Raw genomic sequence first — 21842 nt, forward strand, 5'->3', positions numbered from 1 at the left:
GAGTTTGTAAGAGTCAGACACCAGGTGAAAAGACCCAACCACCGCAACAGCGGCACGTCCACTGTGACACTGAGTGTCTGTACGGCGACACACGTGAAAACACGGACAAAACTGCGCGCTCGCCGGGCGGTCGTTGCGCTCCTCGCCCTGACCGTGGCGCTGGCCGCCGCAGGCTTTCCCGTCTACGTCATACCGCAGGTCGACGAACCCAGGCAGGCCGACGCGATCCTGGTCCTCGGTGGCACGGCGTCAGCGGCACGGTATCTGGAAGGCTTGGAGCTGGCGCAGCAGGGCATGGCCCCGACGCTGGTGCTGTCCAATCCGTACCGCCCTCCCGACCCGGTGCTGGATGGACTGTGCGCTCGCCCGCAGGCCGGTTTCGACATCGAGTGTTTTGCGCCCGATCCCCGGACGACTCTGGGCGAGGGCCGTGAGCTGCGCCGGCTGGCTGACGAACGTGGTTGGCGCACAGTGATCGTCGTGACCTCCACGTCGCACATCTCACGGGCGCGTTACATCATCGGCAAGTGCTTCGACGGGACACTGGTGCTGGTGGACACCCCATCGAGGCTGAGCCCGTGGGGGTGGGCGTGGATCTACACCTATCACTCCGCGGGGTACGTCAAGTCATGGTTGCAGGGGGCCTGCTGACTCTTCCGGCGGAACCAAGACCTCGCCGCGCGCGCCGGTGGGGACCTTGCAGCCGGCGAGGGTGAGTCCGAGGATCACCATCGTGGCGCCCAGCCCGAGGTGCAGCCAGTTGTCGGCGCTGTTCACCGGCAGGAAGTTGGCCGGCGACTGCGTGTCGATGAGCAGTCCGTACCCCCACAACGCCAGGTAGACGACGCCGCCGACCAACAGATACGCCCGGGACCGACGGAACGTTGTCGCCATCGCCAGACCGAGCAGGCCGACAACGATGTGAATCAGATTGTGCAGTATCGAGGTTTCGAAGATCCCGAACAGTTCGGCCTCCGACTGCGGACCTGCCATCTGCAGCGAGTCGAGGTGGCTGGTGACCCCGGGAACGAACCCCAGAACACCGGCCAGCAGGAACAGCGAACCCACGAGAATCGCTGCGCCCTGCACCGCGAGCAACCCCACTTGGGGACGACGCCGCACTCGAGCATGACTGGTGGTCATGGCCGTCCTCCTCCCGACAATTTGACGTCGCCGTAGGCCCCCCGCATACCCCGGCCCGAGCCCGATTAACCGTGCAATCGCCGGGTAGCCGGGCCCCATGGTTGACGCACGACTGGCCCTGGTCACCGGGGCCTCCAGCGGTATCGGATTCGAACTGGCCCGGCTCTTCGCCGAGAACGGCTACGACCTGGTGGTGGCCGCCGACAGCGACAAGATCAACGACGTCCCCCAACGGCTGGCCGACACCGGCGCGTCGGTGCAGGCGGTGCAGGTCGACTTACGCACCCCCGGCGGCGTCGAACACCTTTACCAGAGCACGGTCGCCGGGGGCCGGGTGCTGGCGGCCGCGGCGCTCAACGCCGGCGTCGGGCGCGGTGACATGTTCTTGAAGACCGAACTCGAGGACGACTTGTCCGTCATCGACCTGAACGTGCGCTCCACCGCGCATCTGGCCAAGCTCGTGCTGCGCGATATGGCCAACCGGGGTGAGGGCAAAGTGCTCTTCACCTCGTCGGTGGCCTCGATGATGCCGGGCTCCTATCAGACGGTGTACAACGCCTCGAAGTCGTTTGTGCAGTCCTTCGCCGAGGCACTGCAGGACGAGCTGCGTGACAGCGGCATCACCATCACGTCGCTGATGCCCGGGCCCGTGGACACCAACTTCTTCCACCGCGCCAAGATGGACGAGACCCCGGTGGGCAAGATGTCCAAGGACGACCCCGCCGACGTCGCCAGGCAGGGCTTCGAGGCACTGATGCGCGGTGACAAGAAGGTGGTCGCCGCCTCACCGCTGTCCAAGGTGATGGGAACCGTCAGCCGGGTGCTACCCGACAGTGTGAAAGCCGCCGGGAGCCGGCTCATCTCGGTGCCGCTGCGCCGCTAGCGGGGCTGGCACGCTGCTCACTCCTGGAAGCGGTAACCCATCCCCGCTTCGGTGAGCAGATGTTTGGGCTTGGAGGGGTCGGCCTCCAGCTTGCGTCGCAATTGCGCCAGATACACACGCAGATAGTGCGTCTCTTTGGCGTAGGCCGGGCCCCACACCTCCTTGAGCAGTTCTTCACGGCCGACGAGCTTGCCCCGGTTGCGTACCAACATCTCCAACATGCCCCACTCGGTGGGGGTCAGGTGCACTTCGATGCCGTTGCGGGTGACCTTCTTGGCCGCGAGATCAACTGTGAACGACGAGGTTTCGACGACGGGCTGATCGGTCTCCGAGGCGGCGGCGCCGCGGCGCACGGCGGCGCGCAACCGGGCCAGGAACTCGTCCATACCGAACGGCTTGGTCACGTAATCGTCGGCGCCGGCGTCGAGCGCCTCCACTTTGTCCGACGAATCGGTGCGCGCCGACAGCACGATCACCGGCGCCGACAGCCAGCCGCGCAACCCGCCGAGCACCTCGATACCCGACATGTCCGGCAGGCCGAGGTCGAGGATCACCACGTCGGGCCGGTGCTCGGCGGCCACCCGCAACGCCTCCGCGCCGGTGGCGGCGGTGAACACCTCGTAGCCGCGTACCGACAGGTTGATCCGCAAGGCCCGCAGGATCTGCGGTTCGTCGTCGATCACCAGGACCCGGGTCTTGCCCATCACAAACCTCCTATGGCAGCCGGCAGCTCGACCACCACGGTCAGCCCGCCGCCGGGTGTGTCCGTCACCGAGACGGTGCCGCCCATCGCCTCGGTGAAACCCCGGGCCACCGACAGGCCCAGGCCCACGCCGCTGCTGTTGTCGGAGTCGCCGAGCCGCTGGAACGGTTCGAACATCTGCTCCTCGGTGCCGCGGACCACCCCCGGCCCCTCGTCGACGATGTTGATCAGCACGCGGTCGCCGATGTGTCCGGCGTTGACCCGCACCCACCCCTGCGCCGAATAGCGCAGCGCGTTGTCGATCAGATTCACCAGCACCCGCTCCAGCAGACCGGAATCCGCCAGCACCACGGCGTCGCCCACGTCGACCTTCACACGGTCCAGCGATGCCGTTGTGCCGCGGCTGATCCCGAGCAGGGCCCGCTGCACGGCCTCCTCCACGTAGACGCGGTTGACGCTGGGTTTGACCACCCCGGCGGCCAGCCGCGACGAATCGAGCAGGTTGCCCACCAGTGCGGTCAGGCCGTCGACGGATTCCTCGACGGTGGCCAGCAACTCGGCGGTGTCCTCGGGTGAGAACTCGACGTCGTCGCTGCGCAGGCTCGAGACCGCCGCTTTGGCCGCGGCCAGCGGAGTGCGCAGGTCGTGGCTGACCGCCGACAGCAGAGAGCGGCGCAGTTCGTCGGCTTTCGCGATCGCCTCGGCCCGGCTGGCTTCTTCGGTGAGCTCGCGTTGCCGCACCAGGCCGGCGGCCTGCGTCGCCACGGCGCCGAGCACCCGACGGTCGCGGGCCGGCAGCCGCCGCCCGGACATCAGCAACCAGAACTCGTCATCGCCCACTTCGATTGCGGTGTCGGCGGACTCGATGTCCACGCAGGGGTTGTCTCCCACGCAGGCCACCACGCCGGTGCCCTCGCGCAGCAGCGACACCGACCGCTGCAGGTATGTCTCGCGGACCCGGTCCAGCAGCGACGTCAGGTCCGCACCGCGCAGCACCGATCCGGCGAACAGCGCCAGCAGCTCGGCCTCCTGGGAGGCGCGTCGGGCCTCCCGGGTCCGCGTGGCGGCGCGATCAACCAGCGCGGCGACGGCCACCGCCACCACCAGCAGCACGAAAATGGTGATGGCACTGTCGGGTTCGGAGATGGTCAGGCTGTAACGCGGGTCGGTCAGGAAGTAGTTGAGCAGCATTCCCGACAGCAGCGCCGACACCACGGCGGGTCCGATTCCGCCGAGCAGCGCCACCACCAGTACGCCGATGAAGAACAGTGCACTGTCCCCGCCGATCCCGATGGCCGGGTCCAGGAATGCGTAGATCAGCGCGCAGATGGCCGACGGCACCGCGAAGGCGGCCAGCCAGGACACCACGCGCCGCTCGCGTGGCGCCAGCCGCGCCAAGGTGAACGGCCGTTTGGCTTCTTCGTGACTGACCATGTGGACATCGATCTTGCCGGAATCCTGCACCGTGCGGGCGCCGATGCCTTCGTCGAAGATCCGCGCCCAGCGCGACCGGCGTGAGGTGCCGACCACCAACTGGGTGGCGTTGCGCTCCCGTGCAAAGTCCAGCAGGGCAGCGGTGACGTTCTCGCCGACGACGGTGTGCACGGTGGCGCCCAGACTCGCGGACAGCTCCCGGATCTTGCCCATCTGCGGGGCGGACACTCCCGACAGGCCGTCGCCGCGGACGACGTGGACCACCATCAGTTCGGCGCTGGATTTTGATGCGATCCGAGATGCGCGGCGTACCAGGGTTTCCGACTCCGGGCCACCGGTGACGGCGACGACCACCCGTTCGCGGGCCTCCCAGGTGTCGCTGATCTGGTGATCGGCACGGTATTTCGCCAGCGCGGCGTCCACCTGGTCGGCCAGCCACAGCAGCGCCAGTTCGCGCAGTGCGGTCAGGTTGCCCTGCCGGAAGTAGTTGCTCAGGGCCGCGTCGATACGGTCGGAGGCGTAGACGTTGCCGTGAGACAGTCTGCGCCGCAGAGCTTCCGGGGTGATGTCGACGAGCTCGATCTGGTCGGCGCTGCGGACGACGGCGTCGGGTACGGTCTCCTGCTGCTGGATCCCGGTGATCTGGGTGACGACGTCGTTGAGGCTCTCGAGGTGCTGCACGTTGACTGTCGAGATGACGGTGATTCCGGCGTCGAGCAGCTCCTCGATGTCCTGCCACCGTTTGGGGTTCTTGCTGCCGGGGGTGTTGGTGTGGGCGAGTTCGTCGACCAGCACCACGTCGGGGTCGCGGGCCAGGACCGCCGCCACATCCAGTTCGGCGAAGGTGCCGCCGCGGTAGTCGATGTACCGCGGCGGCACGATCTCGATGTCTTCGAGCAGCTCGGCGGTCTTGCGGCGGCCGTGGGTCTCCACCACGGCCGCCACCAGATCGGTGCCGCGCTCGAGACGGCGGTGCGCCTCGCCGAGCATGGCGAACGTCTTCCCGACGCCGGGGGCCGCGCCCAGGTAGATGCGCAGCTCACCGCGTTTGGATCGGGGGCCGGTGCTCACCTGAACATCATCCACCCAGCCCGTCGAGTGCGAGGTTGACCTCCAGCACATTGACACGGGGTTCACCCATGAAACCCAGCGCGCGACCTATGGTGTGCTCGTCGACGATCCGGCGCACCTGCTCGGCGGGGATGCCGCGCGCGGCCGCCACCCGGTCGATCTGCAGGTCGGCGTAGGCGGGGGAGATGTCAGGGTCGAGACCGCTGCCGCTGGCGGTCACCGCATCGGCAGGCACCACCGCTTCGGCGGACCCTTCGACGGCGACCAGCTGTCCGGTGGCGAGGTCACGGCCGTCGTTGCACTGGACCGGGACTCCTTCGTAGGTGGTCACGAAGGGCCGAGCCGGGCACAACTGATTGACGCTGATCACCTCGGTGGGGTTGACGACGTTGCCCCGCGCGTCACGGGTGCCGTGCACCGACAGCACCGCACCCACCCCGTCGCCGGTGCAGAACGGTCGGCTGCCGTCGACACCGTTGGCCGCCCCGATCTCGAGGCTGCGGGTGCACACCAGAGTCAGCAGGCTGGTGCGGTCTGCCGTGTCGACGAGGTCTTCGGGGCCCAGATTGCTGGCACTGGTGGCCATCGGGTCGTAGCCGTCTCCGGCGGCCGAAGGGCGGGACTGGAAGTACTGCGGCAGCGGGTTGCCCTGGGCGTCGGTGAACAGCTGACCGATCAAGCTGGAGCCCACGGCTTTTCCGTCGACCTGGATGATCGAGCCGTCTGCCTTGTGCTGCAGGCCGGGCACTTGCGCCACGGCCCACACCACCAGCGGGTAGGCCAGGCCGGTGATCACGGTGAGCACCAGCAACGCACGCAGTGCGGCCCAGTGCTGGCGGGCGATGGACGAGAGTTTCATGTCAGGACATCCCAGGGAAGAGTTGAATGACGAGATCGATGAGCTTGATGCCGAGGAACGGCGCGATGATGCCGCCCAGGCCGTAGATGTAGAGGTTGCGGCTCAACAGCTTCGACGCACTGGCCGGGGTGTAGCGCACCCCCTTGAGCGCCAGCGGGATCAGGAACACGATGACGATCGCGTTGAAGATCACCGCGGACAGGATCGCCGACTGCGGGCTGTGCAACCGCATCACGTTCAGCAGGTCCAGGCCGGGGAACAGCGTCACGAACAGCGCCGGAATGATGGCGAAGTACTTGGCGATGTCGTTGGCGATGGAAAACGTGGTCAGCGCACCCCGGGTGATCAGCAGCTGCTTGCCGATCTCGACGATCTCGATCAGCTTGGTGGGATCGGAATCGAGATCGACCATGTTGCCGGCCTCTTTGGCCGCCGAGGTGCCGGTGTTCATCGCGACGCCGACGTCGGCTTGGGCCAGTGCGGGAGCGTCGTTGGTGCCGTCACCGGTCATCGCGACCAGCCGGCCACCGGCCTGCTCCTTCTTGATCAACGCCAGCTTGTCCTCGGGGGTGGCTTCGGCCAGGAAGTCGTCGACACCGGCTTCATCGGCAATCGCCTTGGCGGTCAACGGGTTGTCGCCGGTGATCATGACCGTGCGGATTCCCATGCGTCGCATCTCGTCGAAGCGTTCACGCATGCCTTGCTTGACCACGTCTTTGAGGTGAATGACGCCGAGCACCTCGGCGAGTCCGTTGAACACCCGGCCCACCACCAAAGGCGTACCGCCGGCGTTGGAGACGTCGTTGACGATATCGGTCAGCGCAGGCGGTACGTCGCCGCCCAACGACCGCACCCACTCGGCCACCGACGCGGCCGCACCCTTGCGCAGTGACGGGCCGTCCTCCAGATCGACACCGGACATGCGGGTGGCTGCGGTGAACTCCACCCACTGGGCGCCGGCCAGTTCGCCGGGGTGGCGGGCCCGCAGGCCATATGCCTCCTTGGCATACACCACGATCGAGCGGCCCTCCGGCGTCTCGTCGGCCAGGCTGGACAACTGCGCGGCATCGGCCAGCGCCTCGGCGGTGACACCGGGCAGCGGAATGAAGTCGCCCGCTTGACGATTGCCGAGGGTGATGGTGCCGGTCTTGTCCAGCAGCAGGGTGTTGACGTCCCCGGCGGCCTCGACCGCACGGCCCGACATGGCCAGCACATTGCGCTGCACCAGGCGGTCCATGCCGGCGATGCCGATGGCGCTCAGCAGCGCGCCGATGGTGGTGGGGATCAGGCACACCAGCAGCGCCACCATGACGATGCCCGTCACGCCGTTGCCGTCGAGTGAAAGACTGTCCGGCACTCCGGGATTGTTGGCCTTGGAGTAGATGGCCAGCGGCTGCAGGGTGGCGACGGCGAACACGAAGATGATGGTCAGCGCGCTCAGCAGGATGTTGAGCGCGATCTCGTTCGGGGTCTTCTGCCGGTTGGCGCCTTCCACCAGGGCGATCATCCGGTCGACGAAGCTCTCGCCGGGCTTCTGGGTGATCTTGACGACGATGCGGTCGCTCAGCACGGTGGTGCCGCCCGTCACCGCCGAGCGGTCGCCGCCGGATTCGCGGATCACCGGTGCGGATTCGCCGGTGATGGCCGACTCGTCCACCGAGGCAATGCCTTCCACCACGTCGCCGTCGCCGGGGATGACCTCACCGGCTTCCACCACCACGTAGTCGCCCTGTTTCAGCATCGGCGCCGGCACCGTCTCCTCGGCCCCCGACGGGGTGAGCTTGCGGGCGACGGTATCGGATTTGGCTTTCCGTAGTGAGTCGGCCTGGGCCTTGCCGCGGCCTTCGGCGACGGCTTCGGCCAGGTTGGCGAAGATGACCGTCAGCCACAGCCAGAACACGATCAGCCAGGAGAACCACGAGGGTTCGAGCACCGCGAGCACGGTGGACCAGACGGCGCCGATCTCGACGATGAACATGACGGGGTTGCGCCACAGCGTGCGCGGGTCCAGCTTGCGGACGGCGTCGGGCAGGGAACGCCACAACATCTTCGGGTCCAGTAAGCCGCTCTGGACCGATTTCGGTTTCTGTGCGGTGGGTGCCGCGGATGTCACCATGGTGACGGTCATGTCAGTGGATTCCTTCAGCGAGGGGGCCCAGCGCGAGCATGGGCAGGAAGGTCAGGGCGACCAGGATCAGCGTCACCCCGGACACCATCCCGACGAACTGCGGACGGTGTGTCGGTAGGGTTCCGACGCTGGCAGGTGTTTTGCCCTGTCGGGCAAGCGATCCCGCCAGTGCCAGCACCAGGATCAGGGGCAGGAAGCGGCCCAGCAGCATGGCCAGTCCGAGTGCGGTGTTGTACCACGGGGTGTTGACGCTGATACCGGCGAACGCCGATCCGTTGTTGTTGGATGCGGAGGTGAAGGCGTAGAGCACCTCGGACAGGCCGTGCGGTCCGGTGTTGAGCATGCTGTCGCGTTGCTCGGGCAGGGCCATCGCAATCGAGGTGCCGGTGAGCACCAGCAGCGGGGTGATCAGGAAATAGCTTGCGGCCAGCTTGATCTCGCGGGGGGTGATCTTCTTGCCGAGGTACTCCGGGGTGCGTCCCACCATGAGGCCTGCGACGAAGACGGTGATGATCGCCAGGATCAGCATGCCGTAGAGCCCGGATCCCACACCGCCGGGTGCGATCTCACCGAGTTGCATGTTGAACATCGTCATCATGCCGCCCAGGCTGGTGTAGGAATCGTGGAACGAGTTCACCGCACCGGTGGACGTCAACGTCGTGCTGGCGGCGAACACCGCCGAGTTGGCCACGCCGAAGCGTTGTTCCACCCCTTCGGTGGCGGCGCCGACGGCGGTGGGGATGGTGCCGTGCGCCTGCAGCTGGAAGAACATCGTCAGGCTGACGCTCAGAGTGGCGATGGTGGCCATGACGGCGACGATCGCCAGACCCTGCTTGGTGTTGCCGACCATCTTGCCGAAGGTGCGCGGCAGCGAGAACGCGATCACCGACAGCAGGAAGATCTCGACGAAATTCGTCCAGGCCGTGGGGTTTTCGAACGGGTGCGCCGAGTTGGCGTTGAAGAAGCCGCCGCCGTTGGTGCCGAGTTCCTTGATGGCTTCCTGGCTGGCCACCGGCCCGCCGGGGATGGTCTGCTGCGCGCCGGCCAGGGTGTCGATCACCTGGGTGTGCAGGGCGAAGTTCTGGATCGCACCTCCGGCGATCAGGATGATCGCGGCGATGAACGAGATGGGCAACAGGACGCGCAGAGTGCCCCGCACCAGGTCCACCCAGAAGTTGCCCAGCTCACCGCTTCTGGTGCGGGCGAACCCGCGGACCAGGGCGATCGCGACGGCCATGCCCACCGCCGCGGAGACGAAGTTCTGCACCGTCAGGCCGGCCATCTGTACCAGGTGACCTTGGGTGGACTCGCCCGAGTACGCCTGCCAGTTGGTGTTGGTGACGAAGCTGACCGCGGTGTTCCAGGCCAGCGCCGGGGTCATCTCGGTGCCGGGATCGTTGAGGTGCAGCGGCAGCCTGCCTTGCAGCAGCTGGAAGAAGAACAGGAACAGGATGGACACCGCCGAGAACGCCAGCGCACTGCGGGCGTAGGCGCCCCAGCTCTGTTCGGCCTTGGGGTCGGCGCCGATGGTGCGGTAGATGGCGCGCTCGATCCTGGAGTCCTTGGCGCTGGTGTAGACGCGGTACATGTAGTCGCCCAGCGGCACGTGCACGGCGGCCAGCGCGACGATGAGGGCCAGCAGGAACAGCACGCCGGCTGTTGTGGTGCTCACTAGAACCTCTCCGGGAACAGCAGGGTGGCGATCAGGAACAGGGCTATGAGGACGGCCAGTATCAGGCCGACGCTGTTGGCAAGGCTCATCGCTCGAGCAACCTCACTGCCCCGCCGAGGACCGCGAAGATCGCGACGGTCAGCACGACATAGGCGACTACAGACATCTCTTCCGACTCCGTTTCGTGGCCCACATCCGGTGGGCTCGCTGTGGAGTCAACGCCTGGTGAACGTCGTCTTTACGGGCCTTGACGCTTTCTTGACAGCGGCACTGCGGCTCTTTACGGAGTCCTTGCGGCGGGTGTGATGGCCTGCACTGATGCACCTTTACGGTGCCCTGACGCACTAGGGTCGACAAAAAGAATTCAAAAATGCGGAGGTGGTTGTGGTGCGACTGCACCTGGTGGCTGGCGTGTTGATGACGGCGGCGCTGCTGTCCGGCTGCGGCGGCGAACGTCAGGTGCAGGGGTCGCCGTCGCCGGTCGCGGAAACCAGCACGACGGCGGCCGACCCGGCAGCTGACATCGCGGCAATCAAGGCAGTCTTCGAGCGCTACCGCGCCGAGGTGCTCGCCGGCAACGGCGCGGCCGTGCCCGAGATCGTCAGCCCGTCCACCATCTCGCATTACGACCAGGTGGTGCGGTTGGCGCAGAGCGCCGGTCCCGCCGAGATCGCGTCCGCAGGGGTGATGGACCGGCTCATGATCGCCCGGTTGCGGGTGTCCATGCCGCCGGAGGAACTGGCCGCCTTGGACGGGGCGGGCCTGCTGGTCTATGGCGTCGACAACGGCATGATCGATGCGTCGTCAGTGGAGACCAACAGCCTCGGTGAGGTGCGCGTCGACGGCGACCGCGGGTATGCCGAGATGCTGGTGGATGCGGTGCCCAGCGGGGTGGACTGGGAGTTCGTCCGCGCCGGTGACTGGAAGTTCGATCTGGCCGCCGGCTTCCCGCTGATCAACGACACGCTGTCACAGGTGGCCGCCGAGAACGGCATGACCGAGGACGAGTTCATCTTCGAGGCGGTCACCATGGTCACCGGTGAGCCCGTCGACGAGTCGGTGTTCGAGGCGCCCTGAGCCACTTCCGTCACGCCGGGAGAACCATGGGCCGAAATGCCCGCGTCTGTGCGACTTTCGTACGACGCTCAGTCGAGGACGGCGGTGGCTTCGATCTCGACCAGCAGGTCCGGTTCCGCGAGCGCCGCCACACCGATGCCGGTAAGCGGCGGGACGGGCGCGTCGATACCCATCTGCTCGAAGGCGCGCGCCGCGCCTTCCAGGTAGGCGCCCATCTTGTCCGGCGTCCAGTCGACGAAGTACACCGTCAACTTCACGACGTCGGCGAAGGTGGCACCCGCAGCCGCCAGCGCGGTGCCGACATTGAGGTAGCACTGCTCGACTTGGGCGGCCAGGTCGCCTTCGCCGACCTTGCCGCCGCCAGCGGTACGGGCCACCTGACCGGCGATGAATACCAACTGTGATCCGCTGGCGATCGACACCTGCCGATACAGGCCGACTTCGGGCAGTCCGTCGGGGTTCACCAGGCTGATGGGCATATCGCTCCTCGTCATCGGCGGCAGTTGGTGGCTGCAACCTCGCCTCCGCCCGGGATGTTCCGCGGGGCAGAAGGCGCGCTGGTCATGCCCGGTGACGCTGGGCTGTGAGATAGCGCCTGGGCGGCCGCTCGCAGACGAGACGGCCGATCGATTCATCGCCAGCCGTCTGGGCGGGGGATATCGGCACCATGTCGACGAGGGCGCCCCTCGACCCGATTGCCCCCCACGGCGGCGTGGCGGGGTGGTTCGACGAGCACGGCCCAGCTACTGAACTCGACGCAAATGTGAGACGGCTTGCCAGGAGCCGGTTTTGGTCGGCGGCACTTGGGCTTCTGGGAGCCGGTTGGGAATCCAAGCGCCGGGAATAGGGCTCAGTGATGCGACGGCTTTCGCCGTTTCCACGAAATCCCCCACGACGGGGGAGTCCACGTCCGTGCGCCAGGCGATCGTCAGCGTAGTCGGAGGGATGTCGGTGACGGGGATGAAAGCCAACCCTGGTCGGTCATAAAAACGTTGGGTGGAGGCCTGGGAGAAGGCCATCCCGCGCTCGGCGAGAATGGCCTCGAAACATTCATCGACAGTGGAAGCTTCGGCGCCGAGCTGAACGGGCGTTCCCCGGCGACTGTCCGCGGCGAGCCAAAAAGTGCGCCACGCGTCGGGCGACTTGCGCGCCACGAAAGGCTGGTCCAATACCTGCTCGACACTGATCTCGGTGAGGTCGGCCAACGGTGACGTTGCCGAAACGACGAGGACGCGTGGCTCTACGAACAACGTCTCGATGCCCAGCCAATCCTGCACGAGCACGGGCGGACGTAGAAATGCGACGTCCACTGAACCGTCAGCCAATCCCACATAGGGATCGGAGAAGTCGTGGGAGCGCATGTCGACCTCGATGTCGAGATGGAGGTCGTGAAACGCGTTGAGAATCCTGGGGGTGAGCTCGGCTGCGGCGTTGGCTTGAAAGCCCACCACCAGGGGGCGGCGAGATCCGAGGCGCCCCGCATCTTGTACCTGCCAGGCCAACCGTTCGGCGTCACCGAGTAGCCGCTTGCTGCCGTCGAGCAACAGCTGCCCGACTGCTGTGAGCTCGACATGGCGGCTCGTGCGGACGAATAGCGGCGCGTTGAGGGAGTGCTCCAGCTTTCGGATCTGGGTGCTCAGAGACGGCTGCGCGATGTGCAGGCGGGCGGCGGCATGACCGAAGTGCAGTTCCTCGGCGACCGCGACGAAATACGTCAGAAGTCGCAGGTCCAGTGAGGGGAGCACAGCTCAACGGTAGTTCAGCACATCGGTTACCACCATTAGTTCTTGCCTATCGATCAGTTGGCGATAGGTATTGGACGCCACTACCGATTGCGAGTGTGATGGGGACCATGCACGGCGATTCGTTCGGAACGATTCGTTCCAGGTCGGTCTTGCCCGCATGACGAGCAGAAATTCTGTCTCGGTTTTCACCTTCCGCGAAGGAACCATCATGACTGTCACAACCTCGGCAACGACTGCCGCCGAGTGGGCCGACGCGTTCGCCCACGCGAGCAACAGCGACCCCGAAATTCAGGCGCACGGAAAGTACTTCACTTGTTCGTACCTACTTGACATGACCGAGCGGACCTTCGTCGTCGAGGTCAGCCGCGGCCAGGTCGTCAACGTCGCCATCGATCCCGGCCCCCTCGACGTGGCCTATCAGTTCGCGCTCCGCGCGAGCGTGGACACCTGGCAGAACTTCGGCGTACCGGTACCGGCGCCGATGTATCACGGCATTTGGTCGGCGAGCTTTCAGCGCGACCTGAAACTCGAGGGCGACATCTTGGTGCTGATGCAGAACCTGCGGTGTTTCACCCGCCAATTCGAACTGCTGCGTGCCGTCGGGGTTCCCGTCTAATTCACCACCGTCCAACAACTTCCGCGACACCCACCAAACAGCAAAGGACACAACGATGAGCAAGATTTCCCCCGTCACCGGGCACTACGTCGACATCGACGTCGATGGGCTTCTGTACAAAGTCTTCTACCTCGAGAACGGCAAGGGGCAACCGCTGGTCTGCCAGCACACCGCGGGGTGTCACAACCACCAGTGGCGCGGCCTTCTCGAAGACGACGAGATCACCAAGGACTACCGCGTGATCGCCTACGACCTGCCCCGGCACGGCAAGTCCGACCCACCGGAGAACACCCAGTGGTGGACCGAGGAGTACCAGCTCTCGGCCGATCACTTCGTGAACTTCATCGTGGCGCTCGTCGATGCGCTGGAGCTGGAGAACCCGATCTTCATGGGCTCCTCCTTCGGCGGCAACATCGCCCTGCAACTGGCACTGCGCCATCCCGAGCGCTTCGCCGGCGTCATACCGGTCGAAGGTGCCGACTACTCGCCAGGCTTCTACCTCGATTGGTGGCAGCACCCGCACGCCAACGCAGCCCAGGTGTGTGCCAGTGGCGTGTGGGATCTGATGGCCCCGCAGTCGCCCGAGGCCGATCGCTGGAAGACCTGGTTCTACTACAGCCAAGGCTCGGAGGCGTTCAAGGGCGACCTGTACTTCTACTCTGTCGACCATGACCTGCGCGACCATCTGGGCGAGATCGACGGAGACCGATGCCCGGTCGTCATGCTCACCGGCGACTACGACTACCTCACCACTCCCGAGGACAGCGCGCGGACCGCGGGGCAGATCAAGGGCGGCGAGTTCATCGAAATGACGGAGATCGGGCACTTCCCGATGAGCGAGAACCACGCCGTCTTCCGCACCTACCTGCTGCAGGCACTGGAAATTCTGCAGAAGAAGGCCGGGTCCGCTCTCACCGTATGACCGCTCGGCCGCATCCCACCGACCGCCGCCTGCCCGCACGGAACACCGTGCGGGCAGGTTGGTCTAGCGACCGCTGCACGCCGTGGTGTGCTGATTCCCGCATGGGGTGATCTTTCAAAAGTGCTGTCATTAAACGAAACTCAGTCCTCGCCAACGGTGCCGCCTTGGTCGACATCACCCTCCACCGGAGAACCCGCCGGAAGGACACGCCGACAAAAAACTGCCTAACAGGGATTTAGGGCGCCAGGAGGCTGACACGGGCTGAAGTATGCTCTGAGCCGCAACGCCCCCATAGCCCAATTGGCAGAGGCAGCGGACTTAAAATCCGCCAAGTGTCGGTTCGAGTCCGACTGGGGGCACCGGATAACGGCAGGTAGAGGCGTTGTCGCGCGAAACTCTAGCGCCTTCAGGACCGTTCACCCCGGCGTCGCCCCGGCGGTCGGCGGGGTCGCGGCGGTGAGGTCGGCGTGCTAGCTAAGAGCCGCGTCTGAGTTCTGATGCCTGATGCAAGCGCGGCGCAGAGGGCCGGTCACAAGTCTTTCGCCTCATGTCGCGGCTAGAAGCGGCGATGTTGTCGGGCCGTTTCCCTACTATGTGCCGGTGGCCCCTAGCGACATCGAGCAGAGCGACATTCTGGACGCAATTGAGGAGTACGACAAGCTGCGGCAGAAGAAGTTCCTCACAAAGTATGACTTCGGCGAGAGCATTGACTATCGACTTGTTCATGGGGGCAAGTTCTACGAGTCCAAAGCGATTGTGGGTGTTGCCCACGGTTTCGCTACCGGCGAATTTTGGACCAAGAAGCGACCGAATGGGGGCGTTGGTTCCGGGGGTGCCGTCACCATACTGCGTGATCTCAAATTTCTGGTCGATGATGGCAAGCTGTTCGAGCTATCCGAGCTCAAGGTTGACAGGACCCACGGGAAGCCCGCGCCCTATAAGTATGTCGTCTTGCTATGGGCAATTTCGCGCGCCCGCTCAGGTGCCGCGCGCGTCGTGCCTTTCGCTGATGTCCGCGACGAGCTGACCGGGTTGCTGTCGCCCTTTGCGATCGCGAAATCTGAACCAGACCCCGCAATACCGTGGTTCGCGCTCAGGGGTTGCAGCTGGTGGGAACTCGAACTGCCCGAGAACGCGAGCGCGATCTCTGAATCCCAGGTGGCAACGCTCAATCTTGGTGCAGGCCTGTCAACGGATATTCATAGCCGTCTGGTCGACGATGAGCAATTCGCCAGGGCCGCAATAGACGTAATCGGTCATAAGATCGGTACCGATCCTGGTTACAAGCCGCTGCTTGAGTACTTAGGCCTGTCTGCGTTGGCGAGCGTTTTCGGAGGTCCGAGCCCGCTCACTCGGGTCAACTGGTCGTGGGATGAATTGGTCCTGGCATGCGACATTGTGGCAAGCGCGAACTGGCAGAGCCTTCCGAAGCAGGACCTACGAATCGCCGCACTCTCCGAATTTCTCCGTAGGCAACCTGAGGCGCTGGAGTCAGAGGATTTCCGCAGTATCGGAAGCGTCCAGAACAAGCTTGAAGACATTCGTACCGCCCGTCCTGACTATCCAGGGAGGGCGAAGAAGGGCGGTAAGACGACGCGGAAGGTTGTCGCGGCTTTCTTGGAGGATCCGCACGGCATGCACGAGGCGGCGCAAGCACTGTGGCGAAACGGTGACCTTGCTCGCTTGCCGGCTGGCTCCATAGACGACGAGATGGAGCCTGAGGAGGAATCGCCAACTGATTTCGCGAAGGCGGTCGAAGGACGAATAGTTGAACGCTTGGTAAGGGTGGCCGAACGTAACCCCAAGCTCCGGAAAGCGAAGATTGACCAGTCGCGGAAGGAACGGGGGAACATTTCCTGTGAGACGTGTGAATTCGACTTTGAATCAGTCTACGGTGAACTGGGCGAGGGCTTCATTCACGTTCACCACCGTGTGCCTTTGCACGTCACGAAGGTGGTTACAAACGGTCTAGACGACCTGATTCTGGTGTGTGCGAATTGCCACGTAATCATCCACCGGCGGTCTCCGTGGCAGACTCCCGAGGACCTGCGAGAGATTATTGCCAAGAGCAGGGGGTAACTACCTGGCCCGTGATGACTCGCCCATCACCATCTTCCGAGGCAGCCGGCCACGGGGCGTCGAAAGGACAGTAACTCCGCCCCGTGACCGGGCCGTTCTGGGTGCGCTCAGCCGATGCGCTCGCCGGGGTAACCGCGCGGCGGGTCGCCCCGTCGCCATCGCGTCTCGCGCACCCGCACGCTGAGGTCGTGGCTGGGGGCCAGCTCCACCGGCGGGCACTTGGCCCGGTACACCCCGCCCCGGCTCGGCGGCGCGTTCTCCTTGCCGGGTGGGACTGGCCCCGGTCCCCAGGAGAACTCCGACGAGTCGCCGTAGTTCTTTTCTGGGTCCCGGGCGTTGCGCGATCTATCTGACATGGCTACGTCTGAATCGTCGGCGCTGTGTAGGTGGAGCTTTCGGTCACCTGCATGACGACGGCTGCGCCGCGATGGCGAACGCCGGTGCCGAATGCCCGCGCATAGTAGCTGTCCTGCAACGGATATGGGCCACGACCGGGGATCTGGCGAAGACCGTGGTACGCCGTGTTCACGTGTTGGCGGAAGCCAGCAGGGTTCATGTCGGAGTCCAAACCCCCTGTCGCTGCGACGATGACGTAACCGCTCGGCACGTAATGCGATTCGATGAGCCAGGCGTCACCGTAGCTGCCGAGCACCTGAAGGCCCTCGAATTCACTCGGCGCGACAGAGCCGACGAGGTGTTCGGTGGTGAAGTAAGCCGGGGCGGCTTGCGACGGTACGAAGTCGAACTTCGGCACCTTGCCGGCGGCGTACTCGACGCCTGCCCGCCAGAACGTCATGTCCTCCACCTGATCCGGATGAGCCAGGATGATGATCCGCCCGCCCTGGCTGCCGAACCGGCCATAACCGTGGTGGGTTATGTGCTTGATCATGTCCTCGATGTCGGCGGAGTCGATGTGCGCCGAGCCGCTGGTGAGGTAGTGGGTATGTGCGCCGTCGAACGACCGCCCCATGTGGGACGGCGGGACCATGCCGTCGCCGCTCCAGAGGCCGTAGCACTGGTGACCCCATTCGTTGGTGCGGGGAGCGGGGCTGAGTAAGCGGTTCATGATCGTGCCGGTGACCAGGCGGTTGGCAGCCTCGAAAACGCGCGTCACCTGAGCGGTGACCTGCTCAGAGCTCGCTGCCCGCAACCACTTCCACGTTGCTCCAAGGCGAACGTCATAATCCTGGAAGTTGTAACCCAGGGGCAGTGAGTCGGCGGGCTCACGCAGAGCGCGCGGAATACCCTGCTCGGTGGCGATCTCGAAGCTGCTGCCCTCGACGCTCTGCGGGATGACGTCCGCCACGGCGAGCGTCGGATAGCTGAGCAGCCGGGTGATGGTTGAGCGGTGTTCGTTGTAAAGCTCCAGCGCCTGGGCGATTTCGCGCCAGATGTCGTTTAGGTTGACACCATCGGCGGTTGCGTTGACCAGTACGTCGCCTTCGACACTGACGCCTCTGCGGCCGCTGCCGCCCCAAATGCGGAGCGCTTGCGAAGTGTTTTCCATTGGATTTTCCTTTTCGGATAGCCGTTCCGTCGAGCGTAGCCCCGAGTCGCGGATCGTCGTTCGAATAAGACTTCACCGCAACGATATTGGGCTCGAGTGAGGCCGGTATAGGCCGTCGTAAGTACGAAATCGGACGTAGGCTAGGCGTACCGAGGAGAGGTGAAAGCTATGGCGAGAGTGGAGATTCCCGTACGTGTCCCAGACCCGCCACCGGATCTGAACGTGTCGCCGGTGCCAGACAAGACGGTAAAGGATGCCGTCGACTGGTACGCGGGGATTGGCGTGACTGTGACAGAGCGGTGGCTCAAGACGGTGACCGACCGCCGGGAACTAGCGTGCCGGATCATCGCAGGACGGCGCATCTACTCGACCGCTGAGCTGTGGCGGTTCATCACGACGCGACCAACCCGAACAGCCGGGGCGGCGCGCTACAACCAGAAAGGCACGACCGAATGAACTACCAAGACTTTGAGCTGCGGACGAAGTACGGCATGGACCAGCCACCGCAGGCTGACCACCCGATCGTGGGCGCTGTGCAGGTGGTCGAGCGCACTAGGGCGTTGGTGACGCGCGAGACCGGCGATACCTCCTGGCTGTTCGACCCGCAGTGGAGCCCGCAGATGTGGCAGCTCGCGCAGCGGACAATGCGCGATATGCGGCAGCAGTTCGGCGACCGCATCGAGGCTGCGGCCGATAGCGACACGTTCCTGTACTACCCGTGCATCCCGGAGCTGTATGTCTACAGCGACGGCATGGAACGCTTCGCTTACATGATCACGAGGCGCGTGCCCTTGCCTCATGCTGTCGGGCAGCGCGGCTGCGACGTGCGGCTCGCACCGGAGGGCTGCGACGGGCGGGCCGTGTATCTGCCGCTTGAGTATGCGCCATTCATCGTCGTGTTCAGCATCTGCCGCGCCTGCGACGAATGGGCACGCGAGACCGCCGATATTCGTTTTCGATCTAACGTCATCGGTGCCCAGGTCCACCTACCACCCGGGGCGGCGGTCGATCCCGGGTCGCCGGTCCGACCGGTCCCCGAAGGACGGCGGTTCGGCCCGCTCAACTCGACGGAGCCGCGATGCGACCGGTTCGGCGAGGGATCGGATGGGTAAGGCTCGGCAGCCGGTCTACGGGGTCTTGCGCCTGTCGGGCAAGCAGCGGTATGGTCTCGGCACCAGCGGTGGCCGACAGCCGTACGGTTCAGTTCAGCTCAAGTAATCATCACCGAGCGCAAGCGTCGAAGGTTAACCCCGGACAAGGTCCTTGGTCTCCTGACCAAAAGGGGTGGCCCTTCGGTGCTTGCGCTCTTTTGTGCTCCCCGAGGGTCTGCAGATCAACCCTGAGACTTAGGAGAGAACCATGACGGCAATAGAGGAATGGGTGTCGCCGAGTAACGGAAAGCGCCGTGTTGTGGTCGCCAACCGATTGGAGTGGCGGGAGGACGGCAAGCAGCCGTTCAGTCTGACTGCTCGAAAGTTTCGACCCCAGGATGGGTCTGAACTTTGGGTCGCTACGCATTGCGGCGTCTACGAAGGAGATGAGGCACTCTTGGCCAAGCACCGCGACATGTTGGAGGCGCACGGAAGACGACGCAGCTGTCATCCGGTTCAGCGTCTCGATTGCGGACTGGGAGGGCCGTGCGGCGAGGGGCAGGCGGGGGCTTCATGAGTCGGTGACAGCCAAACCCTTTCCACCGCTGCGCTTCCCGTTCGACCTTACGTCGGCGGGCGCGCGGCGGTTCGGGTAAGGTAGAGGCGAGTAGTTCGGCCCCCGAGGCGCGTCTGTAGACCGGGGACTGCCGTGGACGTAAACCCCATGTCAGAACTGGTGTTTGGAGACGTCCATGGACGATACTGACCTGCCCGTATTAAACGAGCAGCAGCTATTTGAGTATCTGCACAACGATCTCGGTGTCACAGGAGTGACGCGCCGAGGCGTCAAGCATGCGGTGATTCGCCGCGAGATCGTGCCGACTCGAATCGGCAACAAGAATTTCTTCGCCAAGCAGGACGCCCACGACTGGCTCAAGGCCCAGCGACACCTGGTCGCTCGTCGTGGTCGTCCTGATTTCGTTGCGGCGGTGGGTGAGTGAGGGCACTCCGAACATGCGCGGTGCCCGGTTAGGCGAGGAACTAACCGGGCACCGAGTTCTCCCAGAGGCGAGAGAGGACGCTTCATGCCGACGAAACACGAAAGACGCGAAGATGAGTCTACCGAACGAACCGCGCCAGCGAAAGCGCCTTTACCGCAACAATAGTGATCCCTGGACGGTCCAGGAGGATATGCCGGGTACTGCCACAGCTGAGGCAGGCCAAGGACTAACCGCCGAAGAATTCCAAGGGGCCGCAGACCAAGGTCTCAATCCTCGAAGGCGAGCCTGACGTGGGGGAAGTCGGCGCTGTCGCTCACCTTGAGCGCAATCGTGTCGACCGGTCGAGAGTGGCCGGACAGCATCGTGGATGGCGACCTCGTAGCGGCAGCCGCAACGGAGCCCTCGGGCGCCATTTTGGTTGGCGTAGAGGACGATTATGCGGACACGGTGGTGCCTCGATTGATCGCCGCGCAAGCTGACCTGCGCCTGGTCCACGAGGTCGTGAAGCCGCTTGATGCGAAGGGAAATCCAGAGCCGTTCGTGATCCCTGACGACGTTGAGCGGCTGCGGCGGGCTGTGCTGGAAACCCGAGCGAAGCTCGTCATCATCGACCCGATCACGGCGTACCTGTCCACCAAGCAAGTGAAGGCCGGGGATGACCCGTCGACTCGACAGGCCCTGATGCCACTCGTCGCTTTGGCGGCTGAAACGGGTTGCGCAATAGTGCTGGTGCGTCATCTGAACAAGGCCACCGGTATGAGCGCGAAGCACCGAGGCAGCGGGACGATTGCCTTCACTGGGATTACGCGGTCGGTTCTCGTCGCCGGGAAGCTCAAAGAACAGACGCCAGACGGCCCGACACACGCAATCGCGCGGACGAAGGGAAATCTGTCAAAGGAGCCGATGGCTATCGGCTATCGCCTCGACAGTGCGCCCGACGATCCTGATAGTCCGGTCGTGACGTGGTGCGGTCCACTGGACATGAATGCCGATCAGTTGGTCGGTGCGGACGGCGCCAAGGTCTGCGATGCGCGCAAGTCGGCACCGGCCCGTCAGGAGGCTATGGAGATTCTGCAGCAGCTTCTGAGCGACGGGCCTATTGCTGCCGAGGCGGCCATCAAGCTCACGAAGGAGAACGCCGACTGCGGGATCAAGGTCGTCAATGCGGCGGCCAGGGAGCTTGGCGTGATGAAGAAACGGGTCTACGTAGACGGCAAGGTCGACCACTGGACGTGGGAGCTTCCGCCGGACAAGTTCCGCCTGACGGACAACCAGGACGGAGGCGAGATAATCCTAGAAACCCCCTGAGCCCCTTACCTTCCCTAGGGGGTTCTAGGTAGGTCTAGGGACTACTAGGGATCTCTAGACCTAGGAGGCTAGAAGTCCTAGAAACCCCTAGAGACCCGGGACTGCCCCGAGTTCAGTTGACTCGCGGGGTGTGAATTTCAGGCCGCGGTTGCGACTGGTGTGTGGAGCAGTTCGAACTCTATCGGGGTGAGCCGCCCCAGTGCGCGTTGCCGGCGGCGTCGGTGGTAGGTCCGTTCGATCCAGGTCACGATCGCCAGGCGTAGTTCGGCTCGGGTGGCCCAGCGTCGCCGGTCGAGGACGTTGCGTTGCAGAAGTGCGAAGAACGACTCCATGGCGGCATTGTCGCCGCACGCACCTACGCGGCCCATCGATCCGTGTAACCCGTTGTGTGACAGTGCGTGGACGAACTTTCGCGATCGAAACTGACTACCCCTGTCGGAGTGAACGATCGTGGCAACAGGCGAGCGCAGCGCCACGGCGTGATTCAGTGCGGCCACCGCGAGTGAGGACTTCATTCGCGAGTCGATCGAGTAGCCCACAATCCGGTTTGAGTAGACGTCTTTGATCGCGCAGAGGTAGAGCTTGCCCTCGTCGGCTTGAATT

The 21842-nt window shown here is 64.7% G+C and carries 21 protein-coding genes, 1 tRNA gene and 1 pseudogene; 11 read left to right on the forward strand and 12 right to left on the reverse strand.

The annotated features are described in order from the left end of the window. The first annotated feature begins 93 nt into the window (after positions 1 to 93). Complete coding sequence (locus AC3A6P_RS16520; RefSeq protein WP_487692745.1) at positions 94 to 651, forward strand: YdcF family protein; 558 nt, start codon at positions 94 to 96, stop codon at positions 649 to 651. On the opposite strand, the gene AC3A6P_RS16525 is transcribed toward AC3A6P_RS16520, so the two are convergent. Then, entirely contained in the window at positions 628 to 1143 is a 516-nt protein-coding gene (locus AC3A6P_RS16525) for a DUF4383 domain-containing protein (RefSeq protein WP_487692746.1), read from the reverse strand. The two genes, AC3A6P_RS16520 and AC3A6P_RS16525, sit on opposite strands and share 24 nt — an antisense overlap. Before the next feature lie 97 nt (positions 1144 to 1240). On the opposite strand from AC3A6P_RS16525, the gene AC3A6P_RS16530 reads away from it, so the two are divergent. Next, positions 1241 to 2026 carry an SDR family NAD(P)-dependent oxidoreductase gene (locus AC3A6P_RS16530; RefSeq protein ID WP_487692747.1) on the forward strand — a complete coding sequence of 262 codons (786 nt, stop codon included), beginning with the start codon at positions 1241 to 1243 and terminating at the stop codon, positions 2024 to 2026. A gap of 17 nt (positions 2027 to 2043) precedes the next feature. On the opposite strand, the gene AC3A6P_RS16535 is transcribed toward AC3A6P_RS16530, so the two are convergent. The 6 genes from AC3A6P_RS16535 to AC3A6P_RS16560 are packed head-to-tail and all read right to left on the reverse strand — an operon-like array spanning position 2044 to position 9982. After that, positions 2044 to 2730 (reverse strand): response regulator, encoded by a 687-nt coding sequence (locus AC3A6P_RS16535; RefSeq protein ID WP_487692748.1) that lies wholly within the window; start codon positions 2728 to 2730, stop codon positions 2044 to 2046. Continuing rightward, a complete protein-coding gene (locus AC3A6P_RS16540; RefSeq protein ID WP_487692995.1) occupies positions 2730 to 5285 on the reverse strand; it encodes a DUF4118 domain-containing protein in 2556 nt (851 codons plus the stop codon). The genes AC3A6P_RS16535 and AC3A6P_RS16540 overlap by 1 nt, the downstream gene beginning before the upstream one ends. Continuing rightward, a complete protein-coding gene (locus AC3A6P_RS16545; RefSeq protein ID WP_487692749.1) occupies positions 5242 to 6093 on the reverse strand; it encodes a potassium-transporting ATPase subunit C in 852 nt (283 codons plus the stop codon). Before AC3A6P_RS16545 ends, AC3A6P_RS16540 begins: the two co-directional genes overlap by 44 nt. A 1-nt stretch (position 6094) precedes the next feature. Beyond that, complete coding sequence (gene kdpB, locus AC3A6P_RS16550) at positions 6095 to 8221, reverse strand: potassium-transporting ATPase subunit KdpB (protein ID WP_487692750.1); 2127 nt, start codon at positions 8219 to 8221, stop codon at positions 6095 to 6097. Between the two features lies 1 nt (position 8222). Then, positions 8223 to 9893 carry a potassium-transporting ATPase subunit KdpA gene (gene kdpA / locus AC3A6P_RS16555; RefSeq protein WP_487692751.1) on the reverse strand — a complete coding sequence of 557 codons (1671 nt, stop codon included), beginning with the start codon at positions 9891 to 9893 and terminating at the stop codon, positions 8223 to 8225. Next, positions 9893 to 9982 (reverse strand): potassium-transporting ATPase subunit F, encoded by a 90-nt coding sequence (locus AC3A6P_RS16560; RefSeq protein ID WP_487692752.1) that lies wholly within the window; start codon positions 9980 to 9982, stop codon positions 9893 to 9895. The genes kdpA and AC3A6P_RS16560 overlap by 1 nt, the downstream gene beginning before the upstream one ends. 298 nt (positions 9983 to 10280) lie before the next feature. On the opposite strand from AC3A6P_RS16560, the gene AC3A6P_RS16565 reads away from it, so the two are divergent. Beyond that, positions 10281 to 10970, forward strand: a complete 690-nt coding sequence (locus AC3A6P_RS16565) for a hypothetical protein (RefSeq protein ID WP_487692753.1) — start codon at positions 10281 to 10283, stop codon at positions 10968 to 10970. Positions 10971 to 11038: 68 nt separating this feature from the next. Here AC3A6P_RS16565 and AC3A6P_RS16570 read toward each other — a convergent pair whose 3' ends face one another. Next, positions 11039 to 11449, reverse strand: a complete 411-nt coding sequence (locus AC3A6P_RS16570; protein ID WP_487692754.1) for a RidA family protein — start codon at positions 11447 to 11449, stop codon at positions 11039 to 11041. Positions 11450 to 11713: 264 nt separating this feature from the next. Then, entirely contained in the window at positions 11714 to 12715 is a 1002-nt protein-coding gene (locus AC3A6P_RS16575) for a LysR family transcriptional regulator (protein WP_487692755.1), read from the reverse strand. A 208-nt stretch (positions 12716 to 12923) separates the two neighbouring features. Between AC3A6P_RS16575 and AC3A6P_RS16580 the strand changes: the two genes are divergently transcribed. From AC3A6P_RS16580 to AC3A6P_RS16595, 4 genes are all read left to right on the forward strand, one after another. Continuing rightward, entirely contained in the window at positions 12924 to 13331 is a 408-nt protein-coding gene (locus tag AC3A6P_RS16580) for a hypothetical protein (RefSeq protein WP_487692756.1), read from the forward strand. Between the two features lie 55 nt (positions 13332 to 13386). Further along, positions 13387 to 14253 carry an alpha/beta fold hydrolase gene (locus AC3A6P_RS16585; protein WP_487692757.1) on the forward strand — a complete coding sequence of 289 codons (867 nt, stop codon included), beginning with the start codon at positions 13387 to 13389 and terminating at the stop codon, positions 14251 to 14253. A 285-nt stretch (positions 14254 to 14538) separates the two neighbouring features. Further along, positions 14539 to 14612 (forward strand) — tRNA-Leu (locus tag AC3A6P_RS16590). Between the two features lie 241 nt (positions 14613 to 14853). Then, positions 14854 to 16332, forward strand: coding sequence for an HNH endonuclease (locus tag AC3A6P_RS16595; protein ID WP_487692758.1), 1479 nt, complete (start codon positions 14854 to 14856; stop codon positions 16330 to 16332). A gap of 107 nt (positions 16333 to 16439) precedes the next feature. On the opposite strand, the gene AC3A6P_RS16600 is transcribed toward AC3A6P_RS16595, so the two are convergent. Continuing rightward, the gene (locus AC3A6P_RS16600) at positions 16440 to 16688 is read right to left on the reverse strand and encodes a hypothetical protein (RefSeq protein WP_487692759.1); all 249 of its coding nucleotides are present in this window, start codon (positions 16686 to 16688) and stop codon (positions 16440 to 16442) included. Positions 16689 to 16690: 2 nt separating this feature from the next. Next, positions 16691 to 17839 carry a hypothetical protein gene (locus AC3A6P_RS16605; RefSeq protein WP_487692760.1) on the reverse strand — a complete coding sequence of 383 codons (1149 nt, stop codon included), beginning with the start codon at positions 17837 to 17839 and terminating at the stop codon, positions 16691 to 16693. 168 nt (positions 17840 to 18007) lie between these two features. Between AC3A6P_RS16605 and AC3A6P_RS16610 the strand changes: the two genes are divergently transcribed. From AC3A6P_RS16610 to AC3A6P_RS16625, 4 genes are all read left to right on the forward strand, one after another. Beyond that, positions 18008 to 18295 carry a hypothetical protein gene (locus tag AC3A6P_RS16610; protein WP_487692761.1) on the forward strand — a complete coding sequence of 96 codons (288 nt, stop codon included), beginning with the start codon at positions 18008 to 18010 and terminating at the stop codon, positions 18293 to 18295. Next, positions 18292 to 18951, forward strand: a complete 660-nt coding sequence (locus AC3A6P_RS16615) for a hypothetical protein (protein ID WP_487692762.1) — start codon at positions 18292 to 18294, stop codon at positions 18949 to 18951. Before AC3A6P_RS16610 ends, AC3A6P_RS16615 begins: the two co-directional genes overlap by 4 nt. Positions 18952 to 19682: 731 nt before the next feature. Continuing rightward, positions 19683 to 19931, forward strand: coding sequence for a hypothetical protein (locus AC3A6P_RS16620; RefSeq protein ID WP_487692763.1), 249 nt, complete (start codon positions 19683 to 19685; stop codon positions 19929 to 19931). A 306-nt stretch (positions 19932 to 20237) separates the two neighbouring features. Further along, a complete protein-coding gene (locus AC3A6P_RS16625) occupies positions 20238 to 21239 on the forward strand; it encodes an AAA family ATPase (protein WP_487692996.1) in 1002 nt (333 codons plus the stop codon). Between the two features lie 137 nt (positions 21240 to 21376). Here the strand turns inward: AC3A6P_RS16625 and AC3A6P_RS16630 are convergent. Continuing rightward, a pseudogene (locus AC3A6P_RS16630) lies at positions 21377 to 21832 on the reverse strand (IS3 family transposase); the annotation flags it as partial. Positions 21833 to 21842 lie beyond the last annotated feature (10 nt).

This window comes from Mycobacterium sp. Soil_C_30, assembly GCF_057656995.1.

Coding starts and splice junctions, on each gene's coding strand:
- AC3A6P_RS16540 (WP_487692995.1), bottom strand. CDS start 5,285: ATGTGCTGGAGGTCAACCTCGCACTCGACGGGCTGGGTGGATGATGTT.
- AC3A6P_RS16530 (WP_487692747.1), top strand. CDS start 1,241: ATGGTTGACGCACGACTGGCCCTGGTCACCGGGGCCTCCAGCGGTATC.
- AC3A6P_RS16600 (WP_487692759.1), bottom strand. CDS start 16,688: ATGTCAGATAGATCGCGCAACGCCCGGGACCCAGAAAAGAACTACGGC.
- kdpB (WP_487692750.1), bottom strand. CDS start 8,221: ATGACCGTCACCATGGTGACATCCGCGGCACCCACCGCACAGAAACCG.
- AC3A6P_RS16610 (WP_487692761.1), top strand. CDS start 18,008: ATGGCGAGAGTGGAGATTCCCGTACGTGTCCCAGACCCGCCACCGGAT.
- AC3A6P_RS16560 (WP_487692752.1), bottom strand. CDS start 9,982: ATGAGCCTTGCCAACAGCGTCGGCCTGATACTGGCCGTCCTCATAGCC.
- AC3A6P_RS16570 (WP_487692754.1), bottom strand. CDS start 11,449: ATGCCCATCAGCCTGGTGAACCCCGACGGACTGCCCGAAGTCGGCCTG.
- AC3A6P_RS16615 (WP_487692762.1), top strand. CDS start 18,292: ATGAACTACCAAGACTTTGAGCTGCGGACGAAGTACGGCATGGACCAG.
- AC3A6P_RS16605 (WP_487692760.1), bottom strand. CDS start 17,839: ATGGAAAACACTTCGCAAGCGCTCCGCATTTGGGGCGGCAGCGGCCGC.
- AC3A6P_RS16620 (WP_487692763.1), top strand. CDS start 19,683: ATGGACGATACTGACCTGCCCGTATTAAACGAGCAGCAGCTATTTGAG.
- AC3A6P_RS16545 (WP_487692749.1), bottom strand. CDS start 6,093: ATGAAACTCTCGTCCATCGCCCGCCAGCACTGGGCCGCACTGCGTGCG.
- AC3A6P_RS16525 (WP_487692746.1), bottom strand. CDS start 1,143: ATGACCACCAGTCATGCTCGAGTGCGGCGTCGTCCCCAAGTGGGGTTG.
- AC3A6P_RS16585 (WP_487692757.1), top strand. CDS start 13,387: ATGAGCAAGATTTCCCCCGTCACCGGGCACTACGTCGACATCGACGTC.
- AC3A6P_RS16535 (WP_487692748.1), bottom strand. CDS start 2,730: ATGGGCAAGACCCGGGTCCTGGTGATCGACGACGAACCGCAGATCCTG.
- AC3A6P_RS16580 (WP_487692756.1), top strand. CDS start 12,924: ATGACTGTCACAACCTCGGCAACGACTGCCGCCGAGTGGGCCGACGCG.